This window comes from Streptomyces sp. NPDC033966 (assembly GCF_055575955.1).
In genome coordinates, this window is the sequence record NZ_JBVIRQ010000004.1 from 275301 (window position 1) to 288175 (window position 12875).

The 12875-nt window shown below is 72.7% G+C and carries 17 protein-coding genes; 1 reads left to right on the top strand and 16 read right to left on the bottom strand.

Annotated elements, in window-relative coordinates; translation table 11 throughout:
* Positions 1 to 232: 232 nt before the first annotated feature.
* The 11 genes from lgt to hisI all read right to left on the bottom strand — a co-directional run bounded on the left by lgt (position 233) and on the right by hisI (position 9339).
* Positions 233 to 1249, bottom strand: coding sequence for a prolipoprotein diacylglyceryl transferase (gene lgt / locus ACZ518_RS13530; RefSeq protein WP_469113191.1), 1017 nt, complete (start codon positions 1247 to 1249; stop codon positions 233 to 235).
* Positions 1250 to 1337: 88 nt separating this feature from the next.
* A complete protein-coding gene (locus ACZ518_RS13535; protein ID WP_469113192.1) occupies positions 1338 to 2288 on the bottom strand; it encodes a DsbA family protein in 951 nt (316 codons plus the stop codon).
* Between the two features lie 95 nt (positions 2289 to 2383).
* Positions 2384 to 3211 carry a tryptophan synthase subunit alpha gene (trpA, locus tag ACZ518_RS13540; protein ID WP_469113193.1) on the bottom strand — a complete coding sequence of 276 codons (828 nt, stop codon included), beginning with the start codon at positions 3209 to 3211 and terminating at the stop codon, positions 2384 to 2386.
* Positions 3208 to 4461, bottom strand: a complete 1254-nt coding sequence (trpB, locus tag ACZ518_RS13545) for a tryptophan synthase subunit beta (protein ID WP_469113194.1) — start codon at positions 4459 to 4461, stop codon at positions 3208 to 3210. Before trpB ends, trpA begins: the two co-directional genes overlap by 4 nt.
* A gap of 206 nt (positions 4462 to 4667) precedes the next feature.
* Positions 4668 to 4877, bottom strand: coding sequence for a tryptophan biosynthesis modulator TrpM (gene trpM / locus ACZ518_RS13550; protein ID WP_469113195.1), 210 nt, complete (start codon positions 4875 to 4877; stop codon positions 4668 to 4670).
* Positions 4878 to 4885: 8 nt separating this feature from the next.
* Positions 4886 to 5695, bottom strand: coding sequence for an indole-3-glycerol phosphate synthase TrpC (gene trpC / locus ACZ518_RS13555; protein WP_007263565.1), 810 nt, complete (start codon positions 5693 to 5695; stop codon positions 4886 to 4888).
* Between the two features lie 181 nt (positions 5696 to 5876).
* Positions 5877 to 6374 (bottom strand): DUF2752 domain-containing protein, encoded by a 498-nt coding sequence (locus ACZ518_RS13560; protein ID WP_469113196.1) that lies wholly within the window; start codon positions 6372 to 6374, stop codon positions 5877 to 5879.
* Between the two features lie 68 nt (positions 6375 to 6442).
* Positions 6443 to 6694: an HGxxPAAW family protein gene (locus ACZ518_RS13565; protein ID WP_469113197.1), complete on the bottom strand. Its 252-nt coding sequence runs from the start codon at positions 6692 to 6694 to the stop codon at positions 6443 to 6445.
* Between the two features lie 120 nt (positions 6695 to 6814).
* Complete coding sequence (locus ACZ518_RS13570) at positions 6815 to 7453, bottom strand: TIGR02234 family membrane protein (RefSeq protein WP_469113198.1); 639 nt, start codon at positions 7451 to 7453, stop codon at positions 6815 to 6817.
* A gap of 14 nt (positions 7454 to 7467) precedes the next feature.
* The gene (locus ACZ518_RS13575; RefSeq protein WP_469113199.1) at positions 7468 to 8958 is read right to left on the bottom strand and encodes an anthranilate synthase component I; all 1491 of its coding nucleotides are present in this window, start codon (positions 8956 to 8958) and stop codon (positions 7468 to 7470) included.
* A 15-nt stretch (positions 8959 to 8973) separates the two neighbouring features.
* Positions 8974 to 9339, bottom strand: a complete 366-nt coding sequence (gene hisI / locus ACZ518_RS13580) for a phosphoribosyl-AMP cyclohydrolase (RefSeq protein ID WP_469113200.1) — start codon at positions 9337 to 9339, stop codon at positions 8974 to 8976.
* Between the two features lie 84 nt (positions 9340 to 9423).
* Between hisI and ACZ518_RS13585 the strand changes: the two genes are divergently transcribed.
* Positions 9424 to 10056, top strand: a complete 633-nt coding sequence (locus ACZ518_RS13585) for a TIGR03085 family metal-binding protein (RefSeq protein WP_469113201.1) — start codon at positions 9424 to 9426, stop codon at positions 10054 to 10056.
* A 150-nt stretch (positions 10057 to 10206) separates the two neighbouring features.
* Here ACZ518_RS13585 and hisF read toward each other — a convergent pair whose 3' ends face one another.
* Genes hisF through ACZ518_RS13610 form a run of 5 tightly spaced genes read right to left on the bottom strand, consistent with a single transcriptional unit; the run spans position 10207 to position 12875 of the window.
* Positions 10207 to 10962 carry an imidazole glycerol phosphate synthase subunit HisF gene (gene hisF, locus ACZ518_RS13590; protein WP_469113202.1) on the bottom strand — a complete coding sequence of 252 codons (756 nt, stop codon included), beginning with the start codon at positions 10960 to 10962 and terminating at the stop codon, positions 10207 to 10209.
* Entirely contained in the window at positions 10959 to 11345 is a 387-nt protein-coding gene (locus ACZ518_RS13595) for a RidA family protein (protein ID WP_469113203.1), read from the bottom strand. The genes hisF and ACZ518_RS13595 overlap by 4 nt, the downstream gene beginning before the upstream one ends.
* Positions 11342 to 12070: a bifunctional 1-(5-phosphoribosyl)-5-((5-phosphoribosylamino)methylideneamino)imidazole-4-carboxamide isomerase/phosphoribosylanthranilate isomerase PriA gene (gene priA / locus ACZ518_RS13600; protein ID WP_469113204.1), complete on the bottom strand. Its 729-nt coding sequence runs from the start codon at positions 12068 to 12070 to the stop codon at positions 11342 to 11344. Before priA ends, ACZ518_RS13595 begins: the two co-directional genes overlap by 4 nt.
* The gene (hisH, locus tag ACZ518_RS13605) at positions 12070 to 12711 is read right to left on the bottom strand and encodes an imidazole glycerol phosphate synthase subunit HisH (protein WP_385770894.1); all 642 of its coding nucleotides are present in this window, start codon (positions 12709 to 12711) and stop codon (positions 12070 to 12072) included. The genes priA and hisH overlap by 1 nt, the downstream gene beginning before the upstream one ends.
* Positions 12708 to 12875, bottom strand: coding sequence for a hypothetical protein (locus tag ACZ518_RS13610; RefSeq protein WP_266838544.1), 168 nt, complete (start codon positions 12873 to 12875; stop codon positions 12708 to 12710). The genes hisH and ACZ518_RS13610 overlap by 4 nt, the downstream gene beginning before the upstream one ends.

Sequence of the window (12875 nt, forward strand, 5' to 3'; positions counted from 1 at the left end):
CCAGGGGCGCTGCCCCTGACCCCGTACGGGCGCTGCGCGCCCGGGCACCTCCCAGCGGTAGCTGGGGGAGGGTCTGGGGGCGGAGCCCCCAGGGGGTCCGGGGCGGAGCCCCGGGGAACGGTGGAAGGGCGGGTAGGGGACGGCCCCGCGCAGCGGCACGCCCAACGGCACCGGCCGGGTACGACGGAGGGGGCGCCGCGACTCGCGCGGCGCCCCCTCCGGTACGACCCGGTCAGCTCTTGTCGGCCTCCGCCGCCTTCGTGAGACTGGTCGGCTTCGCGCCGGCGTCGGCCTTGGCGTCCTCGGGCTCGGCCCCGACGGCCTTCGCGTCGGCCTTCGCGTCGGCCTTCGCGTCCGCCGGGACCGCCTCGGCATCGGCCTTGGCCGCGTCGGCGGCGGGGGCGTCGGCGGAGCCGGCGGAGCCCGCGTCCCCGGAGGGACCCGGCTCGACGACCGACTCCCGGCCCGGCCGCAGCTTCGCCGAGAGCACGAAGTACACCACCGCGAGCACGAAGACCACGATCGCGGTCCACACGTTCAGCCGCAGGCCCAGGATGTGGTGCGCCTCGTCGACCCGCATGTACTCGATCCACACGCGCCCGGAGCAGTACGCCGCCACGTACAGGGCGAACGCCCGCCCGTGTCCCAGCTTGAAGCGCCGGTCGGCCCAGATGACCAGGGCGGCGACGCCCAGGCACCACAGGGACTCGTAGAGGAAGGTCGGGTGATAGGTGCCGGCGGCCCGGTTCGGGCCCTCGCTGATCTTCAGCGCCCACGGCAGGTCGGTCGCGCGGCCGTACAGCTCCTGGTTGAACCAGTTGCCCCAGCGTCCGAAGGCCTGGGCGATCGCGATGCCCGGGGCGAGCGCGTCGGCCCAGGCGGGCAGCGGGATGCCGCGCAGCCGGCAGCCGATCCAGGCGCCGACGGCGCCGAGCGCGATCGCGCCCCAGATGCCGAGGCCGCCCTCCCAGATCTTGAAGGCGTCGACCCAGTCCCGGCCTTCGCCGAAGTAGAGCTGGTAGTCGGTGATCACGTGGTAGAGGCGACCGCCGACCAGGCCGAAGGGCACCGCCCACACGGCGATGTCCGCGACCGTGCCCGGCTTTCCGCCGCGCGCGATCCACCGCTTGTTGCCGAGCCAGACGGCGACGAAGACGCCGATGATGATGCAGAACGCGTAGCCGCGCAGCGGGATCGGTCCAAGATGGATCACGCCGGTCGACGGGCTGGGGATGTAAGCAAGGTCCATGGCAGACCTGACGCTACCCTGCCGGGCGGTACGGACCGCAACCCGCCCGGCAAGCTGAAACCAAAACCACACACGGCGCGGCCGCCGCTCAGCCTCCCGAGCCGGCCCCCGTCCCCGCCCGGGAGCCCGAAGCGGAACCCGGTGCGGAACGGGAGCCGACCGCCGGGGAGCCCTTGGTGCCGGTCTTGGAACCGCCGTTCCCGGAGGCGGACGCGGAGGGGGACGCCGACGGTGACGGGGCGGTCTTGCCGCCGGTTCCCTCGACCTTCTCCTTGAGCTTCTGCGGGGTCAGCGGGTTCGCCTGGTCGGAGAAGATGTCCTTGCCGTCGAGCAGCACGGTGGGGGTGCCCCGGAACTTCCCGTCGGCGAAGGCCTCGTGCGACTTGCCCACCCAGCTGTTGTGGGTGCCGTCCTCCACGCAGGAGCGGAAGGCGGGGGTGTCCAGCCCGTCGACCTTGCCCGCCAGCTCCAGCAGCTTGGCGTTCTTGCCGAAGGCGTCGTCGGTCTCCGGCGGCTGGTTCTGGAAGAGGACGTCGTGGTACGCGGAGAACCTGCCGGCGTCCTGGGCGCAGGCGGCGGCGTTCGCCCCCTTCAGCGAGCCGGTGCCGCCCATGTTCCCGTCGATCAGGGTGACCAGGTGGTACTCGACCTTGAGCAGCCCCTTGGCCTCCAGGTCGTGGACGGTGGTGCGGTAGTTGTCCTCGAAGGCCTTGCAGGCGGGGCAGCGGAAGTCCTCCCACACGGTGAGGGTGGACTTGGCCTCGTTCTTGCCGGTCTGGATGGCGAGCGCGTCCTTGCCGGTGGCTCCGGAGGGCGCGGCCACCGGACCGGCCTTGGCGGACTTGTCGCCCTTGCCAGTGTTGGCCGCGATCACGCCGACGACGGCGGCCAGGCCGAGCACGCCGACGACCGCGCCGGCCACCAGGAGGGCCCGCCGGCGCTTGTCCCGGGTCTTCTGCCGCTCGCGCTCCTCCTGGAGTCGCTCCCGGGCCGATCGTTTCGTCGCATCGCGGTTCGCACCGTCGTTCTTCTCGCTCACGTTCGGCCAAACGAAGCGGGGAGGCACTCGCGTGCCTCCCCGCTGCCGAATCCACCCGATCGGGCTACAGAACCTCGTCCTGGGCCCGTCCGGGGTCAGGACCTGCGTACGCCTTCCGCAAGCTCGCCCGCCAGGGCCCGCACGGCCGACAGGCCCGTCGGCAGGTCGGGGGCGTCCAGGAGCAGCTTCACGAAGGCCGAGCCGACGATCACACCGTCGGCGAAGCCCGCGACCTGCTTGGCCTGCACGGCGTTGGAGACGCCCAGGCCCACGCAGACCGGGAGGTCGGTGGTGGCGCGGGTGCGGCGCACGAGGTCCTGGGCCTCGTTGCCGACGGACTCGCGGGTGCCGGTGACGCCCATGAGGGAGGCGGCGTAGACGAATCCGGAGCCGGCGGCGGTGATGGTCGCCAGGCGCTCGTCCTTGCTGCTGGGGGCCACGACGAAGACGGTCGCCAGGCCGTGCTTGGCGGCGTGCTCCCGCCACAGCGCGGACTCCTGGACCGGCAGGTCGGGCAGGATGCAGCCCGCGCCGCCGGCGGCCGCCAGCTCGGCGGTGAACCGCTCGACGCCGTAGCGGTCGATGGGGTTCCAGTACGTCATGACCAGGATCGGGACCCCGGTGGCCTCGAAGGCCTCGCGGACGGTGCGCAGCACGTCGGCGATCTTGACGCCGCCGCGCAGGGCGATGTCGTCGGCGGTCTGGATGACGGCGCCGTCCAGGACCGGGTCACTGTGCGGCAGGCCGATCTCGACGACGTCGGCGCCGCCGGCGATGATCGCCTTGACGGCCTCGATGCCGCCGTCGACGGTCGGGAAGCCGGCCGGGAGGTAGGCGACGAGGGCGGCGCGGTCCTCGGACTTGGCCTTGGCGAGGGTCGCGCTCAGCAGTTCCAGGCGGCCTGCGTTCTCACTGGTGCTCACTTGTTCTCCCCCTCGGGCTCCGTGCCGTCGTACAGCCCGAAGTAGCGGGCGGCCGTGTCCATGTCCTTGTCGCCGCGGCCGGACAGGTTGACGACGATCAGGCCGTCCTTGCCCAGTTCCTTGCCCAGGTCGAGGGCGCCCGCGAGGGCGTGCGCCGACTCGATGGCCGGGATGATGCCCTCGGTGCGCGACAGCAGGCGCAGGGCCTGCATGGCGGCGTCGTCGGTGACCGCGCGGTACTCGCCGCGGCCGGTGTCCTTGAGGTAGGAGTGCTCGGGGCCGATGCCCGGGTAGTCCAGGCCCGCGGAGATGGAGTAGGGCTCGGTGATCTGGCCCTCCTCGTCCTGGAGGACGTAGCTGCGGGAGCCGTGCAGGATGCCGGGCTCGCCGGCGGTGAGGGTGGCGGCGTGTTCGCCGGTCTCCACGCCGTGGCCGGCGGGCTCGAAGCCGACCAGGCGGACGTCCGCGTCGGGGATGAAGGCGTGGAAGAGGCCGATGGCGTTGGAGCCGCCGCCGACGCAGGCGGCGACGGCGTCGGGGAGCCGGCCGGCGCGCTCGATGATCTGGCGGCGGGCCTCGACGCCGATGACGCGGTGGAAGTCGCGGACCATGGCCGGGAAGGGGTGGGGGCCGGCGACGGTGCCGAAGAGGTAGTGGGTCTGGTCCACGTTGGCGACCCAGTCGCGGAACGCCTCGTTGATGGCGTCCTTGAGGGTCCGGGAGCCGGACTTCACGGCGATGACCTCGGCGCCGAGCATGCGCATGCGGGCCACGTTGAGGGCCTGGCGCTGGGTGTCGATCTCGCCCATGTAGATGGTGCAGTCGAGGCCGAAGAGGGCGCAGGCGGTGGCGGTGGCCACGCCGTGCTGGCCGGCGCCGGTCTCGGCGATGACGCGGGTCTTGCCCATGCGCTTGGTGAGCAGCGCCTGGCCCAGCACGTTGTTGATCTTGTGCGAGCCGGTGTGGTTGAGGTCCTCGCGCTTGAGGAAGATCCGGGCGCCGCCGGCGTGCTCGGCGAACCGGGGAACCTCGGTCAGGGCGCTGGGCCGGCCCGTGTAGTTGACCATGAGGTCGTTGAGCTCGGCGGCGAAGGCCGGGTCGCCCTTGGCCTTCTCGTACTCGACGGCGACCTCGTCCACGGCGGCGACGAGGGCCTCCGGGATGAACTTGCCGCCGAAGTCACCGAAGTAGCCCTCGGCGTTGGGGACGTGACCCTCCGGGTCCGGGATGAAGAACGAGCTGGTGGACATGTGCCACTACTCCTACGGGTACGGAATGCGAGGCTTCGCTCGACGCGGGCTGGATGCACCGTATTGCGCCGCCGGTCCGCCGCCCGCGCACCCCGCTGAGGGGTGGGAGGCGTACGGAGGGGACGGCCCGCGCCCACGAGGGGGCGGGGACCGTACGAGGGGCCCGCGGCCGGTACGTCAGGGGTACCGGGCCGGGAGGGCCTCCGTCACGACGCGGGCGTGCCGCGCCATCGCATGCCGTTGACCTGTCCGGGCTCGGACCCGATCACGTAGCGCACCCGCCTGCCGTGCACGCGGCGGGCGGGGGCGCGGCAGCCGCGGGGGCGGCAGCCGCGCGCCAGCGGCGCGTGCGCCGTCGGCACGCCGGCCGGGCCGTGGCCCGGCCGGGTGCGGACGGAGGAGGAGGCGGGAGGCATGGGAGTGGTCAGCTCCGCCCGTGCCGCAGGGCGGGGTGGGCGCCGGCGGCGACGAGGTCGGCCACGGCCGCCTTCGGGTCGCGGCCGGTGACCAGGGACTCTCCGACGAGGACGGCGTCGGCGCCCTCGTTGGCGTAGGCGATCAGGTCGTGGGGTCCGCGGATGCCGGACTCGGCGACCTTCACGATGTGGGGCGGGATCTCTCCGACGACCCGCTCGAAGGTGGAGCGGTCGACCTTGAGGTCCTTCAGGTTGCGCGCGTTGACACCGATGATCTTGGCGCCGGCGGCGACGGCACGCTCGATCTCCTCCTCGTCGTGCACCTCGACGAGCGGGGTGAGGCCGATGGACTCGGCCCGCTCGATGAGGGAGACCAGGGCCTCCTGCTCCAGGGCCGCGACGATCAGCAGCACGAGGTCGGCGCCGTAGGCGCGGGCCTCCCACAGCTGGTACGCCGTGACGATGAAGTCCTTGCGCAGGATCGGGATGTCCACGCGGGCGCGGACGGCCTCCAGGTCCGCGAGCGAGCCGCCGAAGCGGCGCTGCTCGGTGAGGACGGAGATGACCGCCGCCCCGCCTGCCTCGTAATCGGCGGCGAGCCCGGCCGGATCCGCGATCGCGGCCAGCGCGCCCTTGGAGGGGCTGGAACGCTTGACCTCGCAGATCACCTTGACGCCGTCGCCACGCAGGGCGGCGACGCCGTCCTTGGCCTGGGGCGCCTTGGCGGCACGCTCCTTGAGCTCGTCGAGGCTCACGCGGGCCTGCCGTTCGGCAAGGTCTTCGCGGACCCCTTCGATGATCTCGTCGAGCACACTCACGCGAGCGGCCCCCTTCCGGGTTGATGACGGTCGGCCGCCTTGCAGACACGTTCCACTGCAAGGTCAGCACTCAAATGGTATCCGCAGGTCGCCGAGGCCTCCGCACGGACTTCTCGGTTTCCCAGGGACTGGACACTCGGAATATGGCCTTCCCGTAGTTCCCGCAAGGCCTCCGCCGGGGTCAGGGAGCCAGGGCGGAACCGAACGGGAGGTTCCGGACAATCGAGAACGCCAGCACCAGGGCCCCGATGCCCCACCAGTACGCCGGCCTCAGGGCGATCCGGGGGACCGGGCCGCCGCGGAAGGCCCGCAGCAGCCACAGGGCCGCGAAGGCGGCGAAGACGAGGTAGCCGGCCACCGCCACGGCATTGGCGCCCAGGGCGGCCGCCAGGTCGCCGGTGGCGAAGGCGTGCGCACTGCGCAGGCCGCCGCAGCCGGGGCACAGCACCCCGGTCAGCCGGAACAGCGGGCAGACCGGATAGTGCCCCGGTTCGTTGGGGTCCACGGCGCCCACGTACGCGAACGCCGCCACGGCCCCGGCCAGGGTCAGCACGGGGGCGGCCAGCCGCCGGGCCCTGGAGGCCCCTACGGGCGCCTGGCCGGACGGCAGCGGCTCCCAGGACCCCGCGTGCGGGGCGTCGGTACGAGGGGCGTCCACGCGCTGATTCTCTCCGCTCATGACAAAAGGCGCAGCCCGACGGGGCCGCGCCTTTCGAACAGCGGACCGGCAGACCCGCGGGATCGCGCTCAGACCTTGGCGGGAACCCGGTTGGCGGCGATGACCTCGGCGAGGTCGCGGTGGGGGGACTTCGGCGTGCCCATGCCGGCGGCCCGCATCGCCATGCCGACCACACCGCCGAGCGCGACGACGACCAGGCCCGCCCAGAACCCGAGCGGGTTCGCCAGCACCATGAAAGCGCCGGATACGCAGAAACCGATGAAGGCGATGACGACACCGGTCCAGGCGGCCGGGGTGTGTCCGTGGCTCGTGCCCGCCATGAGTTGCTCCTCGTTGCTCTGTCTCGCGTGCGGTACCGCACGCTCGCTGTCATTGTCCCGCACGACGCCGCCGGTTTCTCCAGTGGGTGGCGATCTCCGGCGGGCCCGTCCGGTGAGTGTCTAGCGGGTGGGATCCTCGCCGCGGTCCAGCGCCTTCCACAGGTCCTCCGGCCGGTCCGGGTCCACCGGGGCCGGGGTGCGCCCGCGGGGGGTCCCGTCGCGCTCGTAGCGGCCTCCCATCGCGGGCCAGCCGCTGCCGAAGCGCAGCGCGAGCAGTCCCGCGAGCAGGATCAGGGCAGCGCCGGAGGCAGTGACGTACGGCCACGCCGTATGGGTCAGCTCCACCACCCGGGCGGCGGTGTCGGCGGTCGCGGTGGCGGCCCGCTCGTCCAGCGCGCGGCGGTCGTCGGCGGCGGCCACCGCGGCCAGGGCCGCACCCAGGCCGCTCAGCGCGAGCAGCCCGGAGACCAGCAGCCGCCCCCGGCCGCGTACGGCGAACACCGCGACCAGGGCCGCGAGACCGACGATGGCCAGGGCCGCCGGAAGGCCCGTGACGGCCCGGCCGTCCGCGGTCAGGGCCAGGGTCCCGCCCCCGATGGAGGCACTGCCCCGGGCCCAGGTGCGGCCGGAGGCGAGCAGGACGACGGTGGCGCCGAGCGCGCCGAGCAGCAGGGCGACGGCCACGGTGCGGCGGCCGGTGCTGCTGTCGGGGGCCTCGGCCTCGCTGGGGGGGTGGGGTACGGCACTCACGTACCCCACTATCCCTTACGGCCTCAGGCGCGGTGGAGGCGGTTCGCCGCTCCGACGGCGCGGAGCACGGCGGCGGCCTTGTTGCGGCACTCGCGGTCCTCCAGCTCCGGCACCGAGTCCGCGACCACGCCCGCCCCGGCCTGCACGTACGCCGTGCCGTCGCGCAGCAGCGCGGTGCGGATGGCGATGGCCGTGTCGGAGTCCCCCGCGAAGTCCAGGTAGCCGACGCAGCCGCCGTACAGGCCTCGCCGGGAGGGCTCCAGCTCCTCGATGATCTGCATGGCGCGCGGCTTGGGCGCGCCGGAGAGGGTGCCGGCGGGGAAGCAGGCGGTGAGCACGTCGAAGGCGGTCCTGCCCTCCGCGACGCGGCCGGTGACGGTGGAGACGATGTGCATGACGTGCGAGTACCGCTCGATGCTCATGAAGTCGACGACCTCGACGGAGCCCGGCTCGCAGACCCGGCCCAGGTCGTTGCGTCCCAGGTCGACGAGCATGAGGTGCTCGGCGCGCTCCTTGGGGTCGGCCAGCAGCTCCTCGGCGAGGTCGTTGTCCTCCTGCGGGGTCGCGCCCCGGTGCCGGGTGCCCGCGATCGGGTGGACCATCGCCCGGCCGTCCTCGACCTTGACCAGCGCCTCGGGGCTGGACCCGACCACGTCGAAGCCGTTCTCGAAGCGGAAGAGGTACATGTACGGGGACGGGTTGGTGGCCCGCAGCACCCGGTAGACGTCCAGCGCGGAAGCCCGGCAGGGGGTCTCGAACCGCTGCGAGGGCACCACCTGGAAGGCCTCGCCGGCCCGGATGCGCTCCTTCACGTCCTCCACGGCCGCCTGGTACTTCTCGCCGCCCCACAGGGCGGAGAACTCCGGCAGCTCGGAGGCGGGCAGCGGGGCCGGGGCGTACGGCGCGGGCCGCCCGAGGTCGGCCTCCATGGCGTCGAGCCGGGCGACGGCGTCGGCGTAGGCCTCGTCGACCCCGGAGTCCAGGTCGTTGTGGTTGATCGCGTTGGCGATCAGCTGGACCGTGCCGTCCCAGTGGTCCAGGACCGCCAGGTCGGAGGTGAGGAGCATGGTCAGCTCGGGCAGCTCCAGGTCGTCCTCGGCGTGGTCGCCGATGCGCTCCAGGCGGCGGACGATGTCGTAGCCGAGGTAGCCGACCATGCCGCCGGTGAAGGGCGGCATGCCGCCCGCGAGGTCGCGGGGAGTGTGGAGGGCCTCGACGGTCGCGCGCAGGGCGTCGAGGGGGTCGCCGTCCGTGGGGACGCCGACGGGCGGGGTGCCGATCCAGTGCGCCTGGCCGTCCTTGGCGGTGAGGGTGGAGTCGCTGCGGACGCCGATGAAGGAGTAGCGGGACCAAGAACGGCCGTTCTCGGCGGATTCCAGCAGGAAGGTGCCGGGGCGTTCGGCGGCCAGCTTCCGGTAGAGCCCGACGGGTGTGTCCCCGTCGGCGAGCAGCCGGCGGCTCACGGGGATGACGCGGCGGTCGGCCGCGAGCTTGCGGAACGTCTCGAGATCCATGGAGTGGGACCCTAACTAGCTGGCGTCGCTGAAGAGGACATCGGCGTCGAAGCAGGTGCGCGCGCCGGTGTGGCAGGCGGCGCCGACCTGGTCGACCTTGACGAGCACGGTGTCGGCGTCGCAGTCGAGGGCGACGGACTTCACGTGCTGGAAGTGGCCGGAGGTGTCCCCCTTGACCCAGTACTCCTGCCGGCTGCGGGACCAGTAGGTGCAGCGGCCGGTGGTGAGGGTGCGGTGCAGGGCCTCGTCGTCCATCCACCCGAGCATGAGCACCTCACCGGTGTCGTACTGCTGGGCGATGGCCGGGACCAGGCCGTCCGGGGAGCGCTTGAGGCGGGCGGCGACGGCGGGGTCGAGGGAGGACGTACTCATGGGCCCCATTGTGCCGCGCGGAATGACCTGTTACGGATCACCGTCCGCCTGGTGGGCAGCCGCGCGGCGGGCCCCGGCCGTAGGCTGGTCGGCATGTCTACCCATGCGAAGCGTGAACGACTGCTGCTGGCGGACCTCCTGGAGGCGGCGGGACCGGAGGCGCCGACGCTGTGCGACGGCTGGACCTGCCGGGACCTGGCGGCGCACGTGGTCGTGCGCGAGCGCCGTCCGGACGCGGCGGGCGGGCTGCTGCTGAACGTGCTGAAGGACCGCCTCGACCGGGCGATGGCCGAGTACACGGCCAAGCCGTACGAGGAGCTCATCCAGCTGATCCGCACCGGCCCGCCGAAGCTGTCCGTGTACGCGCTGAAGCAGATCGACGAGGCGGCGAACGCCGTGGAGTTCTACGTCCACGCCGAGGACGTGCGGCGCGCGCAGCCGGACTGGTCACCGCGGACCCTGGACCCGGTGTTCTCGGACGCGCTCTGGTCCCGGCTGGAGAAGCTGGCCCGGCTGACGGGCCGCCGCTCGCCGGTGGGCCTGGTGCTGCGCCGCCCGGACGGGCGCACGGCGGTGGCGCACAAGGGCCTGCCGGTGGTGACGGTGACCGGGGAACCGGGCGAGCTGACGCTGTTCTGCTTCGGCCGGCAGAACTCGGCCGCGGTGGAGCTGGACGGCGAGAAGGAGGCCGTCGCGAAGCTGACGGTGGCCCAGCTGGGCATCTGATTCCTCACGCACCGCTCGCACGTCTCGGCCCTGGCGGGCCTCCCCGGCTTCGCGGTGCTGCGCCGGACTCCGTCCGCCGGCTCACCGGGCGGGGCGACGGGCCGGCCGCCCGGGCCGCCCCGCGGGGGGCGGCCCGGGCGGTCGCCAGGCTCATCGAACCGGGTGGCCGGCCTCGCGCAGGGCTTCCTTGACCTGGCCGATGCGCAGGTCGCCGAAGTGGAACACCGAGGCGGCGAGGACCGCGTCGGCGCCCGCGCCGATGGCGGGCGCGAAGTGCTCCAGCTTGCCGGCGCCGCCCGAGGCGATCACCGGGACGGTGACGTGCCTGCGGACGGCGGCGATCATCTCGGTGTCGTAGCCGTCCTTGGTGCCGTCGGCGTCCATGGAGTTCAGCAGGATCTCCCCGGCGCCCAGTTCGGCCGCGCGGTGCGCCCACTCGACGGCGTCGATGCCGGTGCCCCGGCGGCCGCCGTGGGTGGTGACCTCGAAGGAGCCGGACCCGGTGCGGCGGGCGTCGACCGACAGGACGAGGACCTGGCGGCCGAAGCGCTCGGCGATCTCCTGGATCAGCTCGGGCCGCGCGATGGCGGCGGTGTTGACGCCCACCTTGTCGGCGCCGGCCCTCAGCAGCTTGTCGACATCGTCGGCGGTGCGGACGCCCCCGCCCACCGTGAGCGGGATGAACACCTGTTCGGCGGTGCGCCGCACCACGTCGTAGGTGGTCTCGCGGTTGCCGGAGGAGGCGGTGATGTCGAGGAAGGTCAGCTCGTCGGCGCCCTCGGCGTCGTACAGCTTGGCCATCTCCACCGGGTCGCCGGCGTCGCGCAGGTTCTGGAAGTTGACGCCCTTGACGACCCGGCCGTTGTCCACGTCCAGGCAGGGGATCACTCGTACGGCGAGGGTCATCGCGCGACCTCCTTGTACGCCTCGACCTCCACCTCGACGACCATGTTCGGGTCGACGAAGCCATTGACGATGATCATGGAGGCGGCGGGGCGGACGGCGTCGAAGAGGGTCTTGTGGGCGCGGCCCACCTCGTCCACGTCCCGGGCGTGGGTGAGGTACAGCCGGGTGCGGACCACGTCCTCGGCGGCCATGCCGACCTCGGCGAGCGCCTTGAAGGCGACCTCGAACGCCTTGACCGTCTGGTCGTACGGGCCGCCCGCGTCGGCCGCGGTGCAGCCGGAGACCAGCACCAGGCCGTTGGGGAGGGCGACGGCGCGGGAGTAGCCGATCGCGTCCTCGTAGGGGCCGCCGGAGGAGATCCGGCGCACTTCTGCGGAGCTCATGCGCGGACCGCCTCCAGGGCCTCTTCCAGCGTGAAGGCCTTGGCGTACAGGGCCTTGCCGACGATGGCGCCCTCGACACCCAGGGGGACCAGCTCGGACAGGGCCCGCAGGTCTTCCAGGGAGGAGACGCCGCCGGAGGCGACGACGGGCCGGTCGGTGGCGGCGCAGACGTTCTTCAGCAGCTCCAGATTGGGCCCGGTCAGCGTGCCGTCCTTGCCGATGTCGGTGACGACGTAGCGGGCGCAGCCCTCGGAGTCGAGGCGGGCGAGGGTCTCGTAGAGGTCGCCGCCCTCGCTCGTCCAGCCGCGGCCCTTGAGGGTGGTGCCGCGCACGTCGAGACCGATGGCGATCTTGTCACCGTGCTCGGCGATGGCCTTGGCGGCCCACTCGGGGGTCTCCAGGGCGGCGGTACCGAGGTTGACGCGGGTGCAGCCGGTGGCGAGGGCCGCGGCGAGCGTGGCGTCGTCGCGGATGCCGCCTGACAGCTCGACCTTGATGTCCATGGCGCGGGTGATCTCGGCGACCAGGGCGCGGTTGTCGCCGGTGCCGAAGGCGGCGTCCAGGTCGACGAGGTGCAGCCACTCGGCGCCGGAGGCCTGCCAGGCGAGGGCCGCCTCCAGCGGGGAGCCGTAGGAGGTCTCGCTGCCCGACACGCCGTGCACGAGGCGTACGGCCTGGCCGTCGCGGACGTCGACCGCGGGGAGCAGTTCAAGCGTGTTCGGCATCAGAGGGTCTCGATCCAGTTGGTGAGGAGCTGGGCTCCGGCGTCGCCGGACTTCTCGGGGTGGAACTGGGTGGCCCACAGGGCACCGTTCTCCACCGCCGCGACGAACCGCTCGCCGTGCGTGGCCCAGGTGACCCTGGGGCCCTTGATCCGGGGGTTGGTGACCTCCAGCGTCCAGTCGTGGGCCGCGTAGGAGTGCACGAAGTAGAAGCGGGCGTCGGCGTCCAGCCCGGCGAAGGCCTGGCTGTCGGCCGGGGCCTCGACGGTGTTCCACCCCATGTGCGGGACGACGGGGGCCTTCAGCGGGCCGACGGTGCCGGGCCACTCGTCGAGGCCCTCGGTCTCCACACCGTGCTCGATGCCGCGCTCGAAGAGGATCTGCATGCCGACGCAGATGCCCATGACGGGCCGGCCGCCGGACAGCCGGCGGCCGATGATCCAGTCGCCGCGCGCGTCCTTGAGGCCCTTCATGCAGGCGGAGAAGGCGCCGACACCGGGGACGAGGAGCCCGTCGGCGTCCATGGCCTTGTCGTAGTCGCGGGTGATCTCGACGTCCGCGCCGACGCGCGCGAGGGCGCGCTCGGCGGAACGGATGTTGCCGAAGCCGTAGTCGAAGACGACGACGTTCTTCTTGGCGCTCATTCCCAGATTCCTTGGATTCGCAGGACTCCCGCGGCCAGACACATCACGGAGCCGAGGGCGAGCAGAATGATCACCGATTTCGGCATCTTCTGCTTCTGGAAGGAGTAGACGCCCCCGGCCAGGAACAGGCCGAGGACGATCAGGATGGTGTTCAGGCCGTTCAC